At 71.3% G+C, this 23,113-nt stretch carries 19 protein-coding genes and 1 tRNA gene; 5 read left to right on the top strand and 15 right to left on the bottom strand.

What is annotated here, in order from left to right; translation table 11 throughout:
* Positions 1-15: 15 nt before the first annotated feature.
* From ACQP2F_RS10185 to ACQP2F_RS10160, 6 genes are all read right to left on the bottom strand, one after another.
* Positions 16-726, bottom strand: coding sequence for an ABC transporter ATP-binding protein (locus ACQP2F_RS10185; RefSeq protein WP_433302794.1), 711 nt, complete (start codon positions 724-726; stop codon positions 16-18).
* Positions 716-1,588 carry an ABC transporter ATP-binding protein gene (locus tag ACQP2F_RS10180; RefSeq protein ID WP_433307436.1) on the bottom strand — a complete coding sequence of 291 codons (873 nt, stop codon included), beginning with the start codon at positions 1,586-1,588 and terminating at the stop codon, positions 716-718. The genes ACQP2F_RS10185 and ACQP2F_RS10180 overlap by 11 nt, the downstream gene beginning before the upstream one ends.
* Positions 1,589-1,595: 7 nt before the next feature.
* Complete coding sequence (locus ACQP2F_RS10175) at positions 1,596-2,744, bottom strand: branched-chain amino acid ABC transporter permease (RefSeq protein WP_433302792.1); 1,149 nt, start codon at positions 2,742-2,744, stop codon at positions 1,596-1,598.
* Entirely contained in the window at positions 2,741-3,691 is a 951-nt protein-coding gene (locus tag ACQP2F_RS10170) for a branched-chain amino acid ABC transporter permease (protein ID WP_433302790.1), read from the bottom strand. The genes ACQP2F_RS10175 and ACQP2F_RS10170 overlap by 4 nt, the downstream gene beginning before the upstream one ends.
* A gap of 79 nt (positions 3,692-3,770) precedes the next feature.
* The gene (locus ACQP2F_RS10165) at positions 3,771-4,937 is read right to left on the bottom strand and encodes a branched-chain amino acid ABC transporter substrate-binding protein (RefSeq protein WP_433302788.1); all 1,167 of its coding nucleotides are present in this window, start codon (positions 4,935-4,937) and stop codon (positions 3,771-3,773) included.
* Between the two features lie 213 nt (positions 4,938-5,150).
* Complete coding sequence (locus ACQP2F_RS10160) at positions 5,151-5,774, bottom strand: ANTAR domain-containing response regulator (RefSeq protein ID WP_433302785.1); 624 nt, start codon at positions 5,772-5,774, stop codon at positions 5,151-5,153.
* A gap of 144 nt (positions 5,775-5,918) precedes the next feature.
* On the opposite strand from ACQP2F_RS10160, the gene ACQP2F_RS10155 reads away from it, so the two are divergent.
* Both ACQP2F_RS10155 and ACQP2F_RS10150 read left to right on the top strand, forming a co-directional pair.
* Positions 5,919-5,992 (top strand) — tRNA-Leu (locus ACQP2F_RS10155).
* A 35-nt stretch (positions 5,993-6,027) separates the two neighbouring features.
* Positions 6,028-6,774: a helix-turn-helix domain-containing protein gene (locus ACQP2F_RS10150; RefSeq protein ID WP_433302782.1), complete on the top strand. Its 747-nt coding sequence runs from the start codon at positions 6,028-6,030 to the stop codon at positions 6,772-6,774.
* Between the two features lie 187 nt (positions 6,775-6,961).
* Here the strand turns inward: ACQP2F_RS10150 and ACQP2F_RS10145 are convergent, their stop codons facing one another.
* Complete coding sequence (locus ACQP2F_RS10145; RefSeq protein ID WP_433302781.1) at positions 6,962-7,396, bottom strand: hypothetical protein; 435 nt, start codon at positions 7,394-7,396, stop codon at positions 6,962-6,964.
* Between the two features lie 107 nt (positions 7,397-7,503).
* On the opposite strand from ACQP2F_RS10145, the gene ACQP2F_RS10140 reads away from it, so the two are divergent.
* Positions 7,504-7,770, top strand: coding sequence for a hypothetical protein (locus ACQP2F_RS10140; protein ID WP_433302779.1), 267 nt, complete (start codon positions 7,504-7,506; stop codon positions 7,768-7,770).
* Positions 7,771-7,867: 97 nt separating this feature from the next.
* Here ACQP2F_RS10140 and ACQP2F_RS10135 read toward each other — a convergent pair whose 3' ends face one another.
* On the bottom strand, positions 7,868-8,437 hold the full coding sequence (locus ACQP2F_RS10135) for an RNA polymerase sigma factor (protein ID WP_433302778.1): 570 nt from the start codon (positions 8,435-8,437) through the stop codon (positions 7,868-7,870).
* 185 nt (positions 8,438-8,622) lie between these two features.
* Between ACQP2F_RS10135 and ACQP2F_RS10130 the strand changes: the two genes are divergently transcribed.
* Positions 8,623-9,408 carry a hypothetical protein gene (locus ACQP2F_RS10130; protein WP_433302776.1) on the top strand — a complete coding sequence of 262 codons (786 nt, stop codon included), beginning with the start codon at positions 8,623-8,625 and terminating at the stop codon, positions 9,406-9,408.
* A gap of 81 nt (positions 9,409-9,489) precedes the next feature.
* Here ACQP2F_RS10130 and ACQP2F_RS10125 read toward each other — a convergent pair whose 3' ends face one another.
* From ACQP2F_RS10125 to gltB, 5 genes are all read right to left on the bottom strand, one after another.
* A complete protein-coding gene (locus ACQP2F_RS10125; protein WP_433302775.1) occupies positions 9,490-10,380 on the bottom strand; it encodes an acyl-CoA thioesterase in 891 nt (296 codons plus the stop codon).
* A complete protein-coding gene (gene pyk / locus ACQP2F_RS10120; RefSeq protein ID WP_433302773.1) occupies positions 10,377-11,813 on the bottom strand; it encodes a pyruvate kinase in 1,437 nt (478 codons plus the stop codon). Before pyk ends, ACQP2F_RS10125 begins: the two co-directional genes overlap by 4 nt.
* A 316-nt stretch (positions 11,814-12,129) precedes the next feature.
* The gene (locus ACQP2F_RS10115) at positions 12,130-12,984 is read right to left on the bottom strand and encodes an MBL fold metallo-hydrolase (protein WP_433302771.1); all 855 of its coding nucleotides are present in this window, start codon (positions 12,982-12,984) and stop codon (positions 12,130-12,132) included.
* 136 nt (positions 12,985-13,120) lie between these two features.
* Positions 13,121-14,593 (bottom strand): glutamate synthase subunit beta, encoded by a 1,473-nt coding sequence (locus ACQP2F_RS10110; RefSeq protein WP_433302770.1) that lies wholly within the window; start codon positions 14,591-14,593, stop codon positions 13,121-13,123.
* Complete coding sequence (gene gltB / locus ACQP2F_RS10105) at positions 14,586-19,139, bottom strand: glutamate synthase large subunit (protein ID WP_433302768.1); 4,554 nt, start codon at positions 19,137-19,139, stop codon at positions 14,586-14,588. Before gltB ends, ACQP2F_RS10110 begins: the two co-directional genes overlap by 8 nt.
* A 240-nt stretch (positions 19,140-19,379) precedes the next feature.
* On the opposite strand from gltB, the gene ACQP2F_RS10100 reads away from it, so the two are divergent.
* Positions 19,380-20,288, top strand: a complete 909-nt coding sequence (locus ACQP2F_RS10100) for a GNAT family N-acetyltransferase (protein WP_433302766.1) — start codon at positions 19,380-19,382, stop codon at positions 20,286-20,288.
* Positions 20,289-20,306: 18 nt separating this feature from the next.
* Here ACQP2F_RS10100 and ACQP2F_RS10095 read toward each other — a convergent pair whose 3' ends face one another.
* Complete coding sequence (locus ACQP2F_RS10095) at positions 20,307-22,139, bottom strand: glycoside hydrolase family 15 protein (protein WP_433302764.1); 1,833 nt, start codon at positions 22,137-22,139, stop codon at positions 20,307-20,309.
* A gap of 34 nt (positions 22,140-22,173) precedes the next feature.
* Positions 22,174-23,112: a YhjD/YihY/BrkB family envelope integrity protein gene (locus ACQP2F_RS10090; protein WP_433302762.1), complete on the bottom strand. Its 939-nt coding sequence runs from the start codon at positions 23,110-23,112 to the stop codon at positions 22,174-22,176.
* Position 23,113 lies beyond the last annotated feature (1 nt).

Below are 23,113 nucleotides of genomic sequence, written 5' to 3'. Positions count from 1 at the left end.
AGAGAGTCAACTCAGTTAGGCGACGCCGAGGTAGGCGTCCTTGACCGCCGGGTCGTGCAGCAGCTCCGAGCCGGTGCCTTCCTTCACGATCCGTCCAGTCTCCAGAACGTACGCCCGGTGCGCGCGGGAAAGCGCCTGCTGGGCGTTCTGTTCCACCAGCAGCACCGGTGTGCCCTGCTGGTTGATCTCGACGATGATGTCGAAGATCTGCTGGATGAGCATCGGCGCCAGACCCATCGAGGGCTCGTCGAGCAGCAGCAGCTTGGGCCGGCTCATCAGGGCCCGGCCGACCGCGAGCATCTGCTGCTCGCCGCCGGACATGGTGCCGCCGGACTGCTTCTCCCGTTCCTTCAAGCGCGGGAACAGGCCGAACACCCGGTCCAGGTCCTGGTCGATCTCGGCCCGGTTGCGCCGGGTGTAGGCGCCCATCTCGAGGTTCTCCCGCACCGTCATGCCGGGGAAGATGCCCCGGCCCTCGGGCGACTGCGAGACGCCCCGGACCACCCGCAGGTCGGCGCGCAGCTTGGTGATGTCCTGCCCGTCGAAGCGGATGGTGCCCTGCATGACCGGGCGGAGACCGGAGATGGCCCGCATGGTGGTCGACTTCCCGGCGCCGTTGGCGCCGATCAGCGCGACGATCTCGCTCGCCCCGACGGTGAGGCTGATCCCGTGCAGGGCCACGATGCGGCCGTACGCGAGGGAAACGTTGTCAAGCTCAAGCAGCATCGGTCGGCACTCCCAGGTACGCGGCGACGACCGCCGGGTTGTCCCGCACCTCGGCGGGTGTCCCCTCGGCGATCTTCTTGCCGAACTCCAGCACCACGATCCGGTCGGTGACGCCCATGACCAGGCGCATGTCGTGCTCGATCAGCAGCACCGTCACGCCGGTGTCACGGATCTTGCGGATCAGCGCCAGCAGGTCGGCCTTCTCGGCGGGGTTGAAGCCGGCGGCCGGCTCGTCCAGGCAGAGCAGGGTCGGGTTGGTCGCCAGGGCCCGCGCGATCTCCAGGCGTCGCTGCTCGCCGTACGAGAGGTTGCGGCTGACGTCGCCGGCGCGGTGCGCGATGCCGACGAACCGCAGCAGCTCCAGCGAGCGCTGCCGGCCCGACCGCTCCTCCTGCCAGTGCCGGGGCAGCCGGAACAACGCGCTGAGCACGCTCGTCTTGTGATGGGCGTCGGCACCCACCATGACGTTCTCGAGCGCGGTCATCTCCGGGAAGAGGCGGACGTTCTGGAACGTACGCGCGATGCCGCCCCGGGTGATCTCGTGCTTCTTCTTGCCCACGATCGACTGGCCCTGGAACCGGATCGCCCCGCTGGTCGGCCGGTACACCCCGGTCATCGCGTTGAAGCAGGTCGTCTTGCCGGCGCCGTTCGGGCCGATGAGGCCGAAGATCTCACCCTTGCGCAGCGAGAAGCTGACGTCGTTGAGCGCCACCACGCCGCCGAACCGCAGCGTCACGTGGTCGACCTCGAGCAGGAGGCTCGGGTCGCCCGGGCTGGTGTCGATCGTGCCCGAGCCGCCGGTCGGGGCGGCCTGGTCCACCGGGCGCGCGTCCTCGCGGTCGAGCTCCTCCGGACTCTCCATGTGCGGCTCACTCAACGGGAGCCACCTCCTTCTCGCGGTCCTTGAGCTCCATCGCCCGGCGCCGGCTCGGAATGAGACCCTGCGGCCGCACGATCATGATCACGATGATCACCACTCCGAAGATCGCGAACCGGTACTCGTACAGGTCGGTGTGGAAGAACGGGTCGGAGATGCCGCGCAACCGGTCCGGGATGTACGAGATCAGCGCGCCGCCCAGGATCGCGCCGGCCATGTTGCCGGAACCGCCCATGACCACGCCGGCCAGCACCAGGATCGAGAACTGCAGCACGAACGTCTGCGAGTTGACGAAGCCCTGCTCGCCGGCGAACAGCACGCCGCCGAGGCCGCCGATGAAGGCGCCGATCGAGAACGCCCACAGCTTGAACTTGGTGGTCCGCACGCCCATGATCTCGGCGGCTTCCTCGTCCTCGCGGATGGCCAGCCACGACCGGCCGACCCGGCTGCGGTCGAGGTTCCGGACACCGAAGATGACCACGATGATCACGCAGAGACCGAGCCAGAAGTACGGCGTCGCGTCGGTCACGCCGAAGATCGGCTTGCCGTCCGAGCCCTGACCGGGCGGGTGCGGGATGTTCGTGAAGCCGCGGTCGCCGCGCAGGAAGTTCGGCGTCGAGGTGGCCACGATCCGGATGATCTCGGCGAAGCCCAGCGTCACGATCGCCAGATAGTCGCCGCGCAGCCGCAGCGTCGGCCAGCCGAGGATCAGGCCCGCCGCCATGGTGATCGCCAGCGCCACCGGGACCGCGGCCAGCCAGGCCCAGCCGGTGTGCGAGTAGAGCAGCGAGTCGCGCGACGTCAGCAGCGCCGTGCCGTACGCGCCGATCGCGAAGAAGCCCACGTACCCGAGGTCGAGCAGGCCGGCGTAGCCGACCACCACGTTCAGGCCCAGCGCCAGCAGCACGTAGTAGGACATGTTGAACAGGGCGCTCGGCCAGTCGATGCCCTGGGTGATGATCTGCGGGCCGATGCCCGGGATGTCGCCGGCGTACGGCAGCAGGAAGGCCAGGACGGCCGCCACCAGCGCGACGATGGCGCGCACCCAGCCCGGCTGCCGGCCGAACCAGCCCCGCACTCCGCCGCTCTGCCGGAAGGTCGGCTGCTTCGCCTTCTCCGGGGCCACTGCGGTGTCGCTCATGCTCGTGCCCTTCCGAGAGACTCACCCAGCAGACCGGTCGGGCGGAACAGCAGGATCAGCACCAGCAGCACGAACGCCGCCGCGTGCAGCCACTGCGAACCGAACAGACCGGCCGCGTACGCCTGAAGCACGCCCAGCAGCAGGCCGCCGACCAGCGCGCCCCGCAGGTTGCCGATGCCACCCAGCACGGCCGCCGTGAACGCGTCGATGCCGAGCAGGAAGCCGGCGTCGTACTTGGTCACGCCGATCTTCAGGTCGTACATGACCGCCGCGATGCCGGCCATCAGGCCACCGAGCAGGAAGACCAGCGCGATGACCCGGGACTTGTTCACGCCCATCAGCGCGGCGCTGTCCGGGTTCTGCGCCACCGCGCGGATGCCCCGGCCCAGGCGCGAGCCGTTGATGAAACGATCCAGCACGAACATCATCACCAGCGCCAGCGCCACGATCAGGATCTGCAGGTTGGTGATGTGCGTGTTGCCGATCGTGATCACCGTCCTGGCCTCGATGATCGGCGGGACACCCCTCTGGTTACGGTGCGTCAGAACACCCACCGTCTCCGAGATCGCCAGCGACGCACCGATCGCGGTGATCAGGAAGGCGAGCGGCGGGGCATTACGCCGGCGCAGCGGCCGGTAGGCCACCAGTTCCACGCCCAGGGCCGCGACACCCGAGATCACGATGGCCGCGACCAGGCCGAGCGCCATGTACCCGAGCATCGCCCCGACAGCCGGCGCCGCCGAGTTCTGGTCCAGGCCGAACCATCCCCAGGCGATCAGGCACGCGTACGTACCCAGGAGAAACACCTCGGAATGGGCAAAGTTGATCAGCCGCAGAACACCGTAGACCAGGGTGTATCCCAGCGCGAACAGGGCGATGATCGCACCCTGCGCCAGCCCGGAGACGGTGAGCGGCCCGAAATCGTTGATCAGACCGGAGAAGTTCACAGAGGGGCTCCAAAACGACGAGGTCGGTGCGGCCGGAGATCATCCGGCCGCACCGGCCCTACGAAGAGTTACTGCGTGATCAGGAGGTCTTGATCTCCTGGTCCGACTTCGCGTCGCCGCTCTGGTCGAACTTGAACGCCCACACCTTGATCAGGGACGGGTCGAGCTCACCGGTCGAGGTGAACTTGTACGTGTTCGCGATGCCCTTGTAGTTCACCGTCGACAGGTACGTGTTCAGCTTCTCCGGCGTGGTGTTGCCCGCGTCGATGCCCTGCAGGAGGATGTTCGCCGCGTCGAACGCCACGTCCGAGTACGTGCCGGCGTCCTGGTTCCACTTCGCCTTGTAGTCGTTCACGAAGGTGCCGCCCGCCGCCTCCGGCGGGGAGCAGGGGCAGGTCACGACGGTGCCGACGGCGGCCGCCGTGCCGGAGGCCTTGGACAGGCCCGGGTCCTTCATGCCGTCGCCGCCGAGCAGCGTGCCCTTCCAGCCGGCCGCGGTCAGCTGCTTACGGATGACGCCCGCGTTGGTGTAGTAGCCGCCGTAGAACAGCGCGGTCGCGCCGCTCGAGTTGACCTTCTGCACCAGCGCCGAGAAGTCGGTCTGCTTGCCGTCGCCCTCGGTCTTGTCCGTGGCGACCACCAGCGCGCCGAGCTTGCTCTTCACCACGTCGGCCAGGCCGGCGCCGTACGCCGACTGGTCGTCCGCCACGAAGACCTTCTGCGCCTTCAGGACGTCCTTGATGTACGTCGCGGCCGCGGGGCCCTGGGCGTCGTCGTTCGCCACCGCGCGGTGGAACGTCTTCCAGCCGTTCGCCGACAGCGACACGCGGGTCGCCGAGGGCGTGATCGTCGGGATGCCGGCCGCCTCGAAGATCGGGTCCGCGGCCTCCGACTCGCCGGAGAACGGCGGGCCGACCACGCCGAGGATCTTCTTGTCCGCCACGAGGTTACGAGCGACACCGGGGGCCACCTCGGCGGCGCCCTGCGAGTCGAACTTCGCGACCGTGATGCAGTCGGAGCCCTTCTGCTTGTTGTACTGCTGCACGGCCAGCTCGAAGCCCTGCTCGATGTTCACACCGAGGTTGGCGGCCGAGCCGGTCAGAGCGCCGAAATATGCGAGCTTGTAGCCGCAGTTCGAGCCGCTCGCCGTGTTGTCGCTGCTCGAAGACTTATTGCAAGCAGCGGCACCGGCGATGAGCCCGATGATGGCCACCCCGCCGATGGCTCGCGCGAGAACCTGCCTCAAGGTTGGAACCCCTCCTCCATACCGAACCCACCGAGCCACCGCGCGTCGATTGGCACTTGCGTGCGCGAACGACCACACTGCGCCCGTCATGGGGCGGGACGCTATCCCAGGTTCCCGGCCTGCCAAAAGACTTCGATCGGGCTTTCACCGAACCGTTACGTCTGGTGTTTCCACGGCCGGAGCAGGTGTTACAACATGAGTGTTACGGCAAGATCAACTGGTGGCCGGCTGCGCGCCGCCCGCCTCCTGACTCTCCGCCAGGATCCGGTCGGCCACCTCACGCATCGTCATCCGGTGGTCCATCGCCGTCCGCTGAATCCACTTGAACGCCTGCGGCTCGGTCATCTGGTACTTGGTCATCAGCTCGCCCTTGGCCCGCTCGACCGACTTGCGGGTCTCCAGGCGGTCGGTCAGCCCGGCCACCTCCGACTCGAGGGCGGCGATCTCCGCGTACCGGGAGAGGGCGATCTCGATCGCCGGCACCAGGTCCGACTTCTGGAACGGCTTCACCAGGTAGGCCATCGCGCCGGCGGCGCGCGCCCGCTCGACCAGGTCGCGCTGGCTGAACGCGGTGAGGATGACGACCGGCGCGATCCGGCCGCCGGCGATCCGCTCGGCGGCCGCCAGGCCATCCATGATCGGCATCTTGATGTCGAGAATGACCAGGTCGGGGCGCAGATCCTCGGCCAGGCGGACGGCGGTCTCGCCGTCACCGGCCTCCCCGACCACGTCGTAGCCCTCCTCGACCAGCATCTCGGCGAGGTCCAGACGGATGAGAGCCTCGTCCTCGGCGATCAGCACCCGCTTGCGATCGGCCCCAGCCTGCGTGTCGGCCACGGAACCCCTACCCCCAACGCTCCCGAAGTCGCGACACCCCGGTATGTGGGTGTCGCCGCCCTAAGCGTAGTGGGTAGGCTGTCGGAAGCTCAGCCTGGCGTGGCCACTTCACAGTCGGCCGGTTCGCCCGGGAGGAGCATGTCGGCCCCTGTATTCCAACCGGCAGAGAAGATGGTCTCAAACACCATACAGTGTGGGTTCGAATCCCACCGGGGGCACCGAAATTGTCGTACCGGCTCGAGATGATGACGCCGTGCACCCGCCATATCTGCGCGAAAGAGCCATCCAGCTCCACGCGGCCGGCGTGCCATTCTCCGAGATCCATCGCCGGCTCGGCCTGTCCCGCAACACCGTCGGCGGCTGGCTCTACGGCAAGCGCGCGGCGCGGATAAAGATCGACAAGCGGTGCCCGCGCTGCGACCGGCCGCCCCGTGCGATGGACGATCCGCGGGCCTACGCCTACCTCCTCGGGCAGTACCTCGGTGACGGGCACCTGCTGACCACCCAACGCGTACCGCTGCTGACGGTCACCTGCGACATGCGGTACCCGGGCCTCATCCACGAGGTGTCGTACGCGATGGAGGCGTGCGGCGCGCGGACGGCCGGATTTCAGGAGCGCACCGGCTGCGTCGCCGTCCGCGCACATTGGACGCATTGGCCGTGTCTCTTTCCGCAGCACGGACCGGGCGTGAAGCACATTCGAAAGATCGAATTGGCTGGTTGGCAGCAAGAAGTGGCCGATGTCCATGTCGTGCGATTTCTGCGCGGTCTCTTTCATTCCGACGGCAGCCGATTTGCCAATCGGGTCGTCGTGAACGGCAGGCGATATGCGTATCCCCGTTATACGTTCGTCAACAAATCCACCGACATCATGGCTCTGTGCGGGCGCGCGCTCGATCTGCGGGCGATCGCCTGGCGGATGGCCAGGCCCGACACGTTGTCGGTGGCGCGGCGGGAGGCGGTGGCCCGGCTCGACCAGTTCGTCGGACCCAAGTGGTGAGGACGCCTGGCCGATATTGCCCGATCCCACACTCGCGGCGGCGGCGAACGGGCGCGCTCGGCCACTCACCGTGACCGGATCCTGCCGAGCTGAGGGCGACCGTCAAGCCACGACGTGACGCGGCGCTCACCCCGCGGGCGTCGGGTCCGCTCATCCGAGGGCACGGGCGGGTGGCTGAGCGGCGCGGTCATCCGGCCGCTGAGCGGTCCGAGCGGCGGGCCCGGCCGGCAAGGTCCCGGCCCCGGCCGCCGGCGTCCCGGCGGCAGGCCCAACCGGCGGCGTCGGGCTGGACGACCCCGCCGGGCCAGGCGACTCCACCGGGCCAGGCGACTCCACCGGGCCAAGCGACCCGGCCGGCCCAGGCGACCCCGCCGCGCCAGGCGACCCCGCCGCGCCAGGCGACCCCGCCGCGCCAGGCGACCCCGCCGCGCCAGGCGACCCCGCCGCGCCGGGCGACCCCGCCGGGACGCGCGGCGACGGCGGGCGGGGCGGCGGCGAGGCCGAGGCCGACTTGCGCAAGGCGGCGCAGTATCGCTCGATCCCGCCCGCTCCCCCGGCCGCCACCTCGAGCCGGCGCCGGCCCTCGCTGCTCGGCGACGCCCCCCGCCGCCAGTCGTCGCACCAGGTCAAGGCGATGATCGTCGGTGCGGAGGGCGAGGGCGAGGTGGCCGGGGAAGGAGATGGGGAGCCTGTTCTCGGCGCCGGTACGCCCAGCGCCGAGAACAGGCGGTGCGCGTGCTGCTGGGCCCCCTGGGGGAGGTTGCCGGTGCGGGCCGCTACGGCGGTTCCGCCGAGGGTGAGGAGAGCCAGACCGGCCGCGGCGGTCACGACAGCGGTCCGCATCCTCGCCGGGCGCCGGGCGGCTCGGGCAGCACGTCTGCGATGCGCGACGAAGGCGGCGACCGCGGCCTTCTCGCCGCTGAGCTCGTCGGGCATGGCGGGCGCGCGGGCGGCCGCGAGCAGCTCGTCGAGTGCGGCGTGCGAGGGGCCGGGTAGGTCGCCGGCGACCAGTCGCTCGACCTCGGCGGGGCCGATGCGGTGGGTTCTCCGGGAGCGCATCGCATGGAGAAGAGCGCGCGGGGTCCGCATCGCGTTACACCTCCCCCGCGGCGGCTCGGGCGGCGCGGTCCCGGACCTGGGGATACGTGGCGAGCCGGCGCAGGCCGCGCATGGTGGCGATGCGGACGGCGCCGGGGCGCTTGCCGAGGATGTGCGCGGTGGTGGCCACGTCGAGGCCGGCGACGATGCGGAGCATGACGGCCTCGGCCTGGTCGCCGGGGAGGCTGGCGATCAGGCTCAGCGCCCAGTCGGTGCCGACCCCCTCGAGGGCGGCGACGGCGGCGTCGGGGGCGACGCCGTCGATCCCGGTCGCGGGGGTGGGCCGGCGGCGGCGGTGCTCGTCGAGGGCGCGGTGGCGGGCGATGCGGAACAGCCAGCCCCGGAAGTCGGCGAGGTCGCCGCGGAAGCGGTCGAGGTCGCGGATGACCTGCAGCCACGTCTCGCTGGCGGCGTCCTCGGCGTGGTCGCCGATCACCACCCGCAGGTAGCGCAGGACGGCTGGCTGCAACCCGCGCCAGAGCAGGGCGAACCCGTGCGGGTCGCCGTCCTGAGCGGCGCGCAGGGCGTGCTCGAGGTCCGGTTCGGCGGGGCTGGCGCGTCGCAAGACAGGCTCCGGGGGGTGGGCTTGTGCGCCTCTTACCCCGCCCGGCGCGGGCCCGAACACCACCCTGGTGGCGCCCTGTGAATCTGGGCGAACGGCCGGTCGGTCCGGACGAGGGATGTTGTCATGGCAGGGACACCTTCGCTGGAGGCCTCATGTTGTGGTCCGGTTCCTCTCCCCTGCGGGTCGTGCGTGACAGCATGTGGGGCTTTCTGCTGTTCGCGGGGGTGGCGTGGCTGGCGATCTCGTGGAGCGTGCTGCGGCTGGACCCGGCCGGCGTGGCGTCGGTGGCCGGGCCGGTGATCCTGTTCGGGGCGCTGGCCGAGGCCGTACGGGCGCTGGCCGGCACCCGCACCTGGTGGCTGAACGCCGGCATGTCCGTCCTGTTCGCCGCCACCGCGGTCGTGCTGCTGCTGGACCGGGACTCGACGTGGACCACCCCGGCGGCGCTGGTCGGCTGGTTCCTGATGGTGCGAGGCGCGCTGGACGTCGCGGTGTCGACGATGAACCGGGGCACGGACCGCACCTGGGGCGTGCTGATGGCGCTGGGCATCGCGCAGGTGGGGCTGGGCTTCTACGCGGCCGGTCCGCTCGCCCGCGACGCCGATCCGGTGGTCATGCTGCTGGGCGGGCTCGGCCTGCTGCGGGCGGTCGCCGACCTGGTCACCGCTCTGCGATTGCGGGAGGTTTCCGGCGTACGGGCGCATGAGGTTTTGCAGTTGTCACCGGAGCGTGAGGACGGCGTCGCGGGCTATTCCGCGGGTTTGTCGGATTTCGAGGTGCCGAAGGCGAAGCACCGGGCCGCGTCGAAGACGTTCCACGACGAGGTCCTGCGGACGACGGCCGACCTCGACACGATGATCGCGCAGGCCGGCGTGACCGGAACGCCGCGGGCGACGCCGGATCCGGAGGATCTGCCGGCCGTGCCCGACACCCCGGAGGGCGCCGAGGAGGCGGCCGAGAGGCATCACTGAGAGAAATGTCCCCACCTCGCTGAGCGGGATCCCGATGATGGCCGGTCGCCAGGCCGGGGATCCCGTTCAGCGGGGCAGATCTCAGCGGGGCAGGCGCTCGCCGACGCGGCGCAGCAACCCTTCCTGGACGGCGCTGGCGATGTGCCGGCCGTCGCGGGTGAACATGCGGCCGGTGGCCAGGCCGCGGCTGCCGCTGGCGGAGGGGCTGGTGCAGTCGTAGAGGAACCACTCGTCGGCGCGGAACGGCCGGTGCAGCCACAGCGCGTGGTCGAGGCTGGCGCCGATGACGCCGCCCGGCCCCCACACCTCGCCGTGCACCGAGAGCACCGCGTCGAGCAGGGACAGGTCCGACGCGTACGTCAGGGCGCAGGCGTGGATGAGCGGGTCGTCGGGCAGCTTGCCGTCGATGCGCATCCAGACCCGCTGCTGGTCGCTCGCCCCGCGGTCGCCCGGCGGAACCCAGCCGGGGACGCCGACGTACCGCACGTCGATGCCGCGCGGTGCGGCCGCGAAGTTGCCGGCCCGGCTCGGGTAGCGGGAGACCCAGTCGGCCATGGTCGGCACCTCGTCGGGGCCGGGCACGTCGACCGGTGCCGGGAGGTAGTGGTCGAGCCCTTCCTCGTGGACCTGGAAGGAGGCCGACATGAAGAAGATCGTGCGGCCGTGCTGCTGTGCCACCGAGCGGCGCACCGAGAAGGACCGGCCGTCGCGGATGGTCTCGACCGAGAACTCGATCGGCTCGGTCGGGTCGCCCGGGCGCACGAAGTAGCCGTGCAGCGAGTGCACGGTGCGCTCCGGGTCGACCGTGCGGCCGGCCGCGACGAGGGCCTGACCGGCGACCTGGCCGCCGAAGACGCGCTGGGCGCCGGTCTGCGGGCTCTCGCCCACGAACGTGGCCGCGTCGACCTGCTCCAGATCGAGAAGACCGAGGAGCTGGTCGACGGCGGCCTGCCCGGACAACGGCGAGGTCACACCGTGGCCGGGTCGACGAGCGAGCCGAGCTGGTGCACCCGCAGCGTGTTGGTGGAGCCGGGCGCGTTCGGCGGGGAGCCGGCCACGACGACCACGAAGTCGCCGGGCTTGGCCAGGCCGAGGCCGAGCATCTTGGCGTCCACCTGACGGAACATGTCGTCGGTGTGCTGCACGAAGTCGGTCAGGAACGTCTCGACGCCCCAGCTGAGCGCCAGCTGGTCGCGCACCTCGGGGACCGGGGTGAACGCGTAGAGCGGGAGCTCGCAGTGCAGCCGGGAGAGGCGGCGGACGGTGTCGCCGGTCTGCGAGAACGCGACGAGCGCCTTGGCCCCGATGTTGCGGGCGATCTGGGACGCCGCCACGGTCAGCGCGCCGCCGTGGGTGCGCGGGTCGTGCTGCAGGCGCGGGACCGGGATCGAGCCGGCCTCGGTGGTCGACACGATCTTCGCCATCGTGCTGACCGTGAGCACCGGGTACTTGCCGACGCTGGTCTCGCCCGAGAGCATCACCGCGTCGGTGCCGTCGAGCACCGCGTTCGCCACGTCGGAGGCCTCGGCGCGGGTCGGGCGCGAGTTCTCGATCATGGAGTCGAGCATCTGGGTGGCGACGATGACCGGCTTCGCGTTCTCCCGGCACAGCTGCACGGCCCGCTTCTGCACCAGCGGCACCTGGTCGAGCGGCAGCTCGACGCCGAGGTCGCCGCGGGCGACCATGACGCCGTCGAAGGCGAGCACGATCTGCTCGAGGTGGTCGACCGCCTCCGGCTTCTCCACCTTGGCGATGACCGGGACCGTGCGGCCCTCCTCGGCCATGATGTTGTGCACGAGCTTGATGTCGTCGGGCGAGCGCACGAACGACAGCGCGACCAGGTCGACGCCGAGGCCGAGGGCGAACCGCAGGTCCTCCTCGTCCTTCTCGCTCATCGCCGGCACGCTGACCGCGACGTTGGGCAGCGAGACGCCCTTGTTGTTGCTGACCGGGCCACCCTCGATGACCAGGCAGCGGATGTCGTTGCCCTCGACGGCGGCGACCTCGACGGCCACCTTGCCGTCGTCGATGAGCAGGCGGTCGCCGACCTTGACCTCCTGCGGAAGCTTCTTGTAGGTGCACGACACCCGGTCGGGGGTGCCCATGATCTCGTCGCTGGTGATGGTCACCAGATCCCCGGTGTTCCACACGTGCGGCCCGTTGGCGAACTTGCCCAGGCGAATCTTCGGGCCTTGCAGGTCGGCGAGAACGGCCACGGCGCGCCCGGTCTGGCGGGCGGCGTCGCGCACGAGGTCGTACACCGTCTGGTGGTCCTCGTGGCTGCCGTGGCTGAAGTTCATGCGGGCCACGTCCATACCCGCCTCGACGAGCCCGAGCATGCGCTCGGCCGATGCGGTGGCGGGCCCCATGGTACAGACGATCTTTACGCGGCGTGTCACAGCCATCAGGCTAGTCTCTCTTCCGAATCGGCCCGGCGGCCGACCCCCGTCACAGGGATGAATTCTCAGCGGGCCGTCCAGTTCGCATCCGCGCGGGTCTGCGGGCGCCCCGAGGCCATCGAGCGGGCGTCGGCGACCGCGGGCAACAGCTTATCGGGCGGGACGAGAACCCCCTTTGCCGGTACGGAATCTGGGAGCGCTCGCAACCGCAGCGGCGGCCGTCCCGCCCAGCCGGCGCGGCCGAGGCGCGGCGAGACGCCGTGAACGCGCCTCTCGCGCGGCGCGACGGGTCACGGTGGCCCGTCGGTGGCTTGCGGTGATTTCAGGCTTCCCAGTCCAGATCGGGCACCGCTACGGTGACCGGCCCCGCGAACCGGCACGCGGCCGCGCTCGCCGCCGCGCTTCCGCCCGCCGCCGCGCTCCCGGCCGCCGCCGCGCTCCCGCCCGCCGCCGCGCTCCCGGCCGCCGCCGCGCTCCCGCCCGCCGCCGCGCTACCGCCCGCTGCCGTGAGGTGCTCCGCGTGGTCGCTGCCCGGCCAGAGATGAGTGAGCCAGAGAGCCTTGGCCCCGGCCCGCGCGGCCAGCACCCCCGCCTCGGCCGCCGTGCCGAGGTTGCCGGCCATCCGCGGCGGCAGCTCGGTGGCGTGCGTCGCCTCGGCGATGAGCAGGTCGGCGCCCCGGGCCAGGGGCACGAACGCATCCCGGCCGCCGCCGTCACCCGTATAGGCGACGCTCTTTCCGCCGGCCGTGAGGCGCACACCGGCGTTGGGCACGAAATGCGGAAGCGGCACCGTGTCGACGCCGATCGGCCCGATCTCCAGGCGGCCCGGCATCGGCAGGTCGTGCAGCTCGTACGCCCCCGCCAGGGTGGCCGGCCCGTCCAGCGCGAGGACCGCGTCGAGCGCCCCGGCCGGAGCGTGCACGGGCAGCGGATCGGCCACGCCACTCATCGCCCGGGAGCGCAGCAGCGGGTGCAGGTCGGCGCAGTGGTCGGGATGGCCGTGCGTGACCAGGACGGCGCCGACCTCGGCGACCGTGACGTGCTCGAGCAGCTTGAGGTGGGTCGCATAGCCGGGGTCGACCAGCAGGGCGAAGCCGTCGTGGCGGATCAGGTAGCCGCTGCAGCCGCGCCCGTGCTCGGGGAACGCGCCGGATCCGCCCAGAACAGTCACCCGCACGTGCCCGATCCCGCCCTCCCAGGGGGAGCCCCCGCCGGTCATTATCGCGGAAAAAAGGGGCGGCGAGGGTCTGCCGCGGCGGCCTGTGGATAAGTCGGCCGCTGCGGAGGACCCTCGCCGGAAGGAGCGAAATTTGCTAGACGCTCAAGGGTTGGGCGCTCGCCGGGACCGGGGCCGGCAGCTCGCCCTTCGCGCCGAGGTAGTCGTGGATCGCGGCGGCGGCCGAGCGGCCCTCGGCGATCGCCCAGACGATGAGCGAGGCGCCCCGGTGCATGTCGCCGGCCACGAAGACGCCCTCGGCCTCGGTCTGCCAGGTGGCGTCGGCGTCGAGGACGCCGCGGCGGTTGCGGGTGATGCCGAACTGCTCGAGCAGCGGCTGCTGCTCGGTGCCCTCGAAGCCGATCGCCAGGAGGACCAGGTCGGCGCGCAGGTCGCGCTCCGAGCCGGGGGTGACGGTGACCGTGCGGACGCCGTCGACGCGCTGGACCACCACGTCGGCGACGCGGACCGCGGTCACGTTGCCGTCGGCGTCGCCGACGAACTCCTGCACGGCCACGCCGAAGACGCGGTCGCCGCCCTCCTCGTGGGCGGGGTAGTTGCGCAGGATCACCGGCCACGTCGGCCACGGGTGCTGGGCCGCGGCCCGCACCTCGGGCGGCAGCGGGTACTGGTCGAGCTGGATCACGTTGGCCGCGCCCTGGCGGTGGGCGACGCCGAGGCAGTCGGCGCCGGTGTCGCCGCCGCCGATGATGACGACGTGCTTGCCGACGGCGTCGATCGGGGTGGACTCCTGCAGACCGGCGACGACCCGGTTGGCCGGGACCAGGTGCTCCATGGCCAGGTGCACGCCACGCAGATCCCGGCCCGGGGTCGACGGGGTGTCCCGGCCGGCGAGCGCGCCCGCGGCCAGCAGCACCGCGTCGAACCGCTCGCGCAGGTCGTCGGCGGTCACGTCGACACCGACGTTGACGCCGGTCTCGAAGACCACGCCCTCGGCCGACATCTGGGCGAGCCGGGCGTCCACGACGTCCTTCTCGATCTTGAAGTCGGGGATGCCGTAGCGCAGCAGGCCGCCGATCCGGTCGTCGCGCTCGAAGACCGTCACCGCGTGGCCGGCCCGGGCCAGCTGCTGGGCGGCGGCGAGGCCGGCCGGGCCGGACCCGACGACGGCGACCTTGAAGCCGGACGCGGCCGGCGCCGGCTGCGGCCGGACGTAGCCGAGGTCGAACGCGTGGTTGGCGATCTCGACCTCGACCTGCTTGATGGTGACCGGGTCGTCGGAGATGCCGAGCACGCACGCGGCCTCGCACGGCGCCGGGCACAGCCGCCCGGTGAACTCCGGGAAGTTGTTGGTGGCGTGCAGCGACTCGGCCGCCGCCTGCCACGCCCCGGTACGCACGAGGTCGTTCCAGTCCGGGATGCGGTTGCCCAGCGGGCAGCCCTCGTGACAGAACGGGATGCCGCAGTCCATGCAGCGGGTGGCCTGGTCGCGGATCAGCTCCTCGCCGGCCGGCGGGTAGACCTCCCGCCAGTCCCGGATGCGCACCGGCACCGGGCGCCGCTTGGGCAGCTGCCGCTCATAGCGGAGAAAACCGTTCGGATCAGGCACCCTTGACCCCCATGACCGCCTCGTCGACGTTACGACCGGCGGCTTCGGCGGTCCTGATCAGTTCCATCACGCGCTTGTAGTCGCGCGGCACCACGGCGGTGAACCGCTCGACCGCGGCCGGCCAGTCGGCCAGCAGCTTGTCGGCGACCGCCGAGCCGGTCTCGGCCAGGTGCTTGCCCACCAGGCCGCGCAGCAGGTTCTGCTCGTCGGCGGTGAGCGGGGCGAGGTCGACCAGCTCGGGGTTGACCCGGGTCGGCACCAGGTCGAGCACGAAGGCGGTGCCGCCGCTCATGCCGGCCGCGAAGTTGCGCCCGGTCGGGCCGAGCACCACCACGGTGCCGCCGGTCATGTACTCGCAGCCGTGGTCGCCGACGCCCTCGACGACGGCCGCGCCGCCCGAGTTGCGCACGGCGAAACGCTCGCCGGCCCGGCCGCGCAGGAACAGCTCGCCACCGGTCGCGCCGTACAGGATGGTGTTGCCCGCGATGATGTTGTCCTCGGCGACGAAGGGCGCCGTCTCGTCCGGCCGCACGATCACCCGGCCGCCGGAGAGACCCTTGGCGACGTAGTCGTTGGTGTCGCCGATCAGCCGCAGGGTGACGCCGCGCGGCAGGAACGCGCCGAACGACTGCCCGCCGGTGCCGCGCAGGGTGAAGGTGATCGTGTCGTCGGGCAGTCCGGCCCCGCCGAAGCGGCGGGTGACCTCGCCGCCGAGCATGGCGCCGACGCTGCGCTGGTCGTTGCGGACCGGCAGCTCCTCGCTGACCTTGTCGCCGCCGGTCAGGGCCGGCTGGGCGAGCTCGATCAGCTTGTTGTCGAGCGCCTTGTCGAGGCCGTGGTCCTGGGCCACGACGCCGCGGCGGGCCGCGCCCTCGGGCAGCTCCGGCACGAACAGGACCGGCGCCAGGTCGAGGCCGTGCGCCTTCCAGTGGTCGACGGCCGGCCGCACGTCGAGGACCTCGGTGTGGCCGATGGCCTCATCGATCGAACGGAAGCCCAGGGAAGCCAGGTACTCGCGGACCTCTTCGGCGAGGAAGAGGAAGAAGTTCTCCACGAACTCGGGCTTGCCGGTGAAGCGCTCGCGCAGCACCGGGTTCTGGGTGGCGATGCCGACCGGGCAGGTGTCCAGGTGGCAGACCCGCATCATGATGCAGCCGGAGACGATCAGCGGGGCCGTCGCGAAGCCGAACTCCTCGGCGCCGAGCAGGGCCGCCACCACGACGTCGCGGCCGGTCTTGAGCTGGCCGTCGACCTGCACGGTGACCCGGTCGCGCAGCTTGTTGAGCAGCAGCGTCTGCTGTGCCTCGGCCAGGCCCAGCTCCCACGGGGAGCCGGCGTGCTTGAGCGAGTTCAGCGGGGACGCGCCGGTGCCGCCGTCGTGACCGGAGATCAGGATGACGTCGGCCTTGAGCTTGGCGACGCCGGCCGCGACCGTGCCCACGCCGATCTCGCTGACCAGCTTGACGTGCACCCGGGACGCCGGGTTGACCATCTTGAGGTCGTGGACGAGCTGCGCGAGGTCCTCGATCGAGTAGATGTCGTGGTGCGGCGGCGGCGAGATCAGGCCGACGCCGGGGGTGGCGTGCCGGGTCTTGGCGATCCACGGCCACACCTTGTTGCCGGGCAGCTGGCCGCCCTCGCCCGGCTTCGCGCCCTGCGCCATCTTGATCTGCAGGTCGTCGGCGTTGACCAGGTACTCGCTGGTCACGCCGAAGCGGCCGGACGCGATCTGCTTGACCGCGGACCGGCGGGCCGGGTCGTAGAGGCGCTCGACGTCCTCGCCGCCCTCGCCGGTGTTGGACTTGCCGCCGAGCCGGTTCATGGCGATGGCCAGCGTCTCGTGGGACTCGGCCGAGATCGAGCCGTACGACATGGCGCCGGTGGCGAACCGCTTCACGATCTCCGACGCGGGTTCGACCTCGTCGATCGAGATGGGCGACCGGTCCGATTTGAACGAGAAGAGCCCCCGCAGTGAGCCGGCGTCGGCCGCGAGCTGGTCGACCTTGGCGGTGTACTTGCGGAACACGTCGTACTGCTTGGAACGCGTCGCGTGCTGCAGCAGGAACACCGTCTCCGGGTTGAACAGGTGCAGCTCGCCCTCGCGGCGCCACTGGTACTCGCCGCCGACCTCGAGACGCCGGTGGGTGCGCTCGGCCGGGTTCGCCGGGTACGCCTTCTCGTGCCGCGCCTTGACCTCGGCGTGGATCTCGGCCAGCCCGGAGCCGCCGATCCGCCCGCTGGTGCCGGCGAAGTAGCGCTGCAGCAGCTTGTTGTCGAGGCCGACCGCCTCGAACACCTGGGCGCCGCAGTACGACGAGACGGTCGAGATGCCCATCTTCGACATGATCTTCAGGACGCCCTTGCCGAGCGCCTTGACGTAGTTGCGGACCGCGACCCGCGGGTCGAGCCCGGCGAGCGGCCCGGTGGCGATCAGGTCGTCGACCGACTCGAAGGCCAGGTACGGGTTGACCGCCGCGGCGCCGAAACCGATGAGCGTGGCGGCGTGGTGCACCTCCCGGCAGTCGCCGGACTCGACCACCAGCGCCACCTGGGTGCGGGTCTGCTCGCGTACCAGATGCTGGTGAACCGCCGCGGTGAGCAGGAGCGACGGGATGGGCGCGAGGTCCGCGTTGGAGTCGCGGTCGGAGAGGACCAGGATGCGTACGCCGTCCTCGATCGCCTCCGACACATGCCGGCAGATCTGGGTGAGCCTCGCCTTGATGCCCTCGGCGCCGTCCCGCAACGGATACAGACCGGAGACCCGCACCGCCTTGAAGCCGGGCAGGTCGCCGTCCTCGTCGATCGACAGCAGCTTGGCCAGCTCGTCGTTGTCGAGGATCGGGTAGGGCAGCACGATCTGCCGGCAGGACGCCGGGCCCGGGTCGAGCAGGTTCGCCTCCGGGCCGATGGTGGCGGACAGGCTGGTGACCAGCTCTTCCCGGATGGCGTCCAGCGGCGGGTTGGTGACCTGCGCGAACAGCTGGTGGAAGTAGTCGAACAGCAACCGCGGCCGGGCCGACAGCGGCGAGATCGGCGTGTCCGTGCCCATCGAGCCCAGCGGCTCGGCGCCGGTACGCGCCATCGGCGCCACCAGGATCTTCAGCTCCTCCTCGGAGTAGCCGAACACCTGCTGGCGGCGGGTCACCGAGTCGTGCGTGTAGATGACGTGCTCGCGGGGCGGCAGGTCGGCCAGGTTGATCAGGCCGGCGTGCAGCCACTCGTCGTACGGCTGGGCGGCGGCCAGCTCGGCCTTGATCTCGTCGTCGTGCACGATGCGGCCCGCCGCGGTGTCGACCAGGAACATCTTGCCCGGCTGGAGGCGGCCCTTGGCGACCACGGTGGCCGGGTCGACGTCGATGACGCCGGCCTCGGAGCCGAGCACGACCAGGCCGTCGGCGGTGTGCCACCAGCGGCCGGGACGCAGCCCGTTGCGGTCGAGCACGGCGCCGATCTGGGTGCCGTCGGTGAAGGCGACCGCGGCCGGGCCGTCCCACGGCTCCATCAGCGAGGCGTGGAAGCGGTAGAACGCGCGCCGCTTCGGCTCCATCCCCGGGTCGTTCTCCCACGCCTCCGGGATCATCATGAGCATCGCGTGCGGCAGCGTGCGCCCGGCCAGGTGCAGCAGCTCGAGCACCTCGTCGAAGCTGGCCGAGTCGGACGCCTCGGGCGTGTTGATCGGGAACAGCCGCTTGATGTTGCCGGGCAGCACCTTCGACTGCAGCAGCGCCTCGCGGGCGGCCATCCAGTTCTTGTTGCCGCGGATGGTGTTGATCTCGCCGTTGTGCGCGATGAAGCGGTACGGGTGGGCCAGCGGCCACGACGGGAACGTGTTGGTCGAGAAGCGGGAGTGCACCAGGGCGATCGCGCTGGCCACCCGCTCGTCGGTCAGGTCCGGGAAGAAGGTGGGCAGCTGGTCGGGCGTGAGCATGCCCTTGTAGGTGATCGTCCGGGACGAGAGCGAGGGGAAGTACGCGCCGACGCCGCGCTGCGACGACTCCCGCTCGGCCTGCTTGCGGATCGTGAACACGACCCGGTCGAGCTCGAGGCCGGACAGCGGCTCGTCCTTGGGACCGGCCGCCGTGTCGGTGAGCCGGTGCGCGGCCAGGAACACCTGCTTGATCGCGGGACGGGCCTCGTCGGCGCTGGCGCCCAGCCCGTCCGGCTGCACCGGCACGTCCCGCCAGCCGAGCACCTCGCCGCCCTCGACCAGCGCGTACTTCTCGAAGATCTTGATGGCGCGGGCCGCGTCGGCGTCGTCGTGCGGCAGGAAGACCAGGCCGGTCGCGTAGAAGCCGGCCGCGGGCAGCTCGAACCCGGCGGCCGCGCGGTAGAAGGCGTCCGGAACCTGGATCATGATGCCGGCCCCGTCGCCGGTGTTGTGCTCGGCGCCACGGGCGCCCCGGTGGTCGAGGCGGATCAGCGCCGACAGGCCCTTGGCGACCACGTCGTGGGAGCGGCGTCCATGCAGGTCGGCCACGAAGGCCACGCCGCAGGCGTCACGCTCGGCTGACGGGTCGTAAAGCCCCTGGGGGTGCGGAAATGCCACCGGGCCTCCTGTCGTCGCTGGTGTTTCACATCAAGGTCGGGACGACGTCGGCCCTGCAAAGTCTCTAGAGTCTACGTTAAGGAGCACCGATCTCCGCCAGTTCGGATGGATCACACTTGGATCGGGTCGAACCGGCATGCATCGACATCATTTGCTATGGAGCGACAACTGCTTTCTCAGGACAGCTGATGAGGGCAGTTGAAGAAGGCGCGCCGTTGCGCCATTCGGTAGTCTCGCGCGGTGGCGCTACCGGATACCGACGTCTTCGTCAGGCTCGAGCGGTTCTATGACGCTCTCCCCCGACCCTACGCACGTGTGGAGGACTTCGGGGGGCTTGTGCTCTTCGTCCGCGAGGGCGAGGGGTGGCCCTACTACGCCCGGCCCCGGATAGGGGCGGAGACGCCTTCCGCTGCCGATATTACTGCGGTGCGCCGCCGGCAACGAGAGCTGGGCGTGCCCGAGGCTTTCGAATGGGTGCACGAGACCACGCCCGACCTGCTCGCCGTGGCCCGCTCGGCCGGCCTCGACGTGCTGCTCGCCCCGCTGCTGGTGCTCGACCCGGCCGCGCTGGTGCCCGATCTGCCGGTACGCGGGGCGACCATCTCGCTGCTGGACCCGGCCGCGGAGACGTACGCCACCGACCTCGCCGCCTCGCGCGCGGTGGCCCAGCTCGCGTTCGGCAGCCCGCCCAAGGCGACGCCGCTGGAGGAGGTCGCGGCCCTGGCGACCGAGACGGCGGCGCCGGTCGAGGCGGCGCTGACGATCGAGCCGGCCGGGCCCGCCGAGCGCGACGCCGCCCTCGAGACGCTGAGCGACGCCCTGGTCGACGGGTTCCGGCGGCGGGCCGCGACCGGCTCGTACCACACGGCGGTGGTGGTCTCCCCCACCGACGGCATCCTGGCCACCGGCGCGCTGATGCGCGAGGGCGACGTGGCCGAGATCGCCGGGGTGGCGACGCTGCCGGCGGCGCGCGGTCGCGGCTACGCGTCCCAGCTCACCGCCGAGCTGGCCCGCCGCGCCCTGCACGACGGCGTCTCGCTGATCTTTCTCTCGGCCGGCGACGACGACGTGGCCCGCCTCTACACGAAGGTGGGCTTCCGCCGCGTCGGCACCGCCTGCATCGCCGAGCCGGCCGCCACGCCGCTCTGAGCAAGCAGAGCAAAGGGCTCAGGCACGGTTGAGGGCGTCGTCGAGGACGAGAGCCGAGTTGATCAGCGCGAGGTGGGTGAACGCCTGCGGGAAGTTGCCCAGCTGCTCGCCGGTCAGGGCGATCTCCTCGGAGTAGAGGCCCAGGTGGTTGGCGTAGGTGAGCATCTTGGCGAAGGTCAGCCGGGCCTCGTTCAGCCGGCCGGAGCGGGCCAGCGCCTCGACGTAGTTGAACGTGCACAGCGAGAAGGTGCCCTCGCCGCCGCGCAGGCCGTCGGGGGACGCGGCCGGGTCGTAGCGGTAGACCAGGCTGTCGGTGACCAGCTCGCCGGCCATCGCGTCGAGTGTCGAGAGCCACATCGGGTCGGTCGGCGCGATGAAGCCGCAGCTGGACATGCGCAGCAGCGACGAGTCGAGCACGTCGGTCCGGTAGTGCTGGCGGAACGCCTGGCGCGCCGGGCTCCAGCCGCGCTGCATGATCTGGTCGTAGATGGCGTCCCGCTCGCGCAGCCAGCGCGGCAGCGGCGCCGGCCGGCCGTGCTCGGTGGCCAGCCTGATGCCGCGGTCGAGCGCGACCCAGCTCATCAGCCGCCCGTAGGTGAAGTCCTGCCGGCCGCCGCGGGTCTCCCAGATGCCCTCCTCGGGCTGGTCCCAGTTGTCGGCGAGCCAGCCGAGCAGGTCGCTGATCTTGCGCCAGCCCTGGTGGCCGGTGGTGGCGCCGTGCCGGTCGGCGAACCACAGGCTGTCCATCGCCTCGCCGTAGATGTCGAGCTGGAGCTGGCCGGCCGCGCCGTTGCCGATCCGCACCGGGGCCGAGCCGCGGTAGCCCTCCCAGTGCTCGAGCGTCTCCTCGACCAGGTCGCTGGTGCCGTCGACCCGGTACATGATCTGCAGGGGGCCGGCGCCCTTGGTGTCGGCCTGCTCGTCGACCCGCTCGGCCAGCCAACGGCCCAGGTCGGCGGCCTCCTCGGTGAAGCCGAGGCCGAGCAGGGCGTAGACCGAGAACGCCGAGTCGCGGACCCAGGTGTAGCGGTAGTCCCAGTTGCGCTCGCCGCCGATCTGCTCGGGCAGCGCCGCGGTCGGCGCCGCGACCAGGCCACCGGTCGGCGCGTACGTCATCAGCTTGAGGGTGATGGCCGAGCGCTCCACCGCCTCCCGCCACCGGCCCGTGTAGGTCGAGCGGTCCAGCCAGGTGGTCCAGTAATGGATGGTGTCGTCGAGCAGGCGCCGGGCCTCGGCCACCCGGACCTGGCGGATGGGCCCGGCGGCGCCGGTCTCCAGGATCACGCCGCGCAGGTCGCCGGCGCGGAGCGTCACCTCGGCGCGCACGTCGCCGCCGTCGTCGACCCAGGTACGGGCCAGGCGCTCGTCGTCGGGTTCGCGGACCAGATGCACGGTGATCGCGTAGTCGTCGCTCTCGAAGACGGCGCCGTCGTCGGTGAGCGTAGTGCGGTGCTCGGCGCGGCCGTAGTCGAAGCGGGGCGCGACCTCGACGTCGAAGGTGATCGAGCCGCGGACGCAGCGGACCAGGCGAACCAGCTGATGCCGGTCTGTCGCGACCGCTCCGCTGATCGGCATGAAGTCGACGATCTCGCCGACGCCCTCCTCGGTCAGGAAGCGCGTGACCAGGACGGCCGTGTCCGGGACGTACAACTGCTTCGCGCGCGAGTGCGCCCGCGAGGGGTAGATCCGGAAGTAGCCGCCGGAGTCGGCGTCGAGGATCGAGCCGAAGACGCTCGGCGAGTCGAAGCGGGGCGCGCAGAACCAGTCGACCGTCCCGTCGGTGGCGATCAGCGCGGCGGTCTGGAGGTCGCCGATGAGCCCGTGCTCGGCGATCAGCGGATAGTCAGCCATCTCCCGAGCGTTCGGCCCGGCCGCCCGCCGCGCATCATGCGCCGGGGATGATGCGTGACTCGATCACCTGCCCGGGTATCCGCTCCTGCTCGCGGGCCAGCAGCGCCAGCGCCCGGAGGTCGGCCTCGACCGGGTCGGCGGGGTCGAGCGCGCGCGGCCACAGCCGTGCCTGCCGCACCGCGGCGATCTCGGCGACCAGCACCAGGGCCTGGCTGACCAGGTAGAGCAGGGTGAACAGCCCGGCGACGGTGGCGAACGCGCCGTAGACCGGGCCGGCGCTCTTGACCAGGCGGGCGAACAGCGGGCCGCCCACGTGCAGCACCAGCGCCAGGATCAGCGCGGCGAGGGCGGCCGGCCGCCACAGCATCCGCCAGGAGGTCTTCCGCACCAGCAGCAGGCGGACCCCGAACAGCAGCACCGCGAACGCCGCGACGCCGGTGCCGGCCGCCGCCAGGATCCGGTCGAACGTGCCGAGGCGGGGCACCGCGGCGCCGGCCACCGCGAGGGTGCCGCCGGCGAGCACCCCGGCGAGCAGCAGCAGGACCACGGCGAGGACCCGGGCGTACGCGCCGATGGGGTTGGGAAGTGATCGGTAGGGGACGCCGGCCACGTGGTTGAGCGTCCGGTAGCCGGCGAACACCACCCCGGTCGCCGAGTAGAGCAGGCCGCCGACGCCGACGATGAACGCCACCGGCGAGGTCGGCAACGAGGAGGCAGCGCTCTCGACGGTCGGCTGCAGCGCGGGCGGGACGATCGCCGTGATCAGGTCGTGCCGCAGCTGTTCGTCCGTGGCCAGCAGCCGGGAGACGATCGCGACACCGAGCAGCAGCAGCGGGAACAGGCTCAGGAAGCCGTAGTAGGTGATCAGCGCGGCGTGCCGGGGCCCGTCGTCGTCGAGGAACTTCTTGATGACGGCATAGGGGAACCCCACCCAGCCGTGTTCGCGCTGGAACCGGTCGAGGCGGGCGAGCACG

It is taken from the genome of Actinoplanes sp. CA-030573, assembly GCF_050951115.1.
Taxonomy (GTDB): Bacteria; Actinomycetota; Actinomycetes; order Mycobacteriales; family Micromonosporaceae; genus Actinoplanes.
This window is presented reverse-complemented; position numbering and strand designations above follow the sequence as displayed.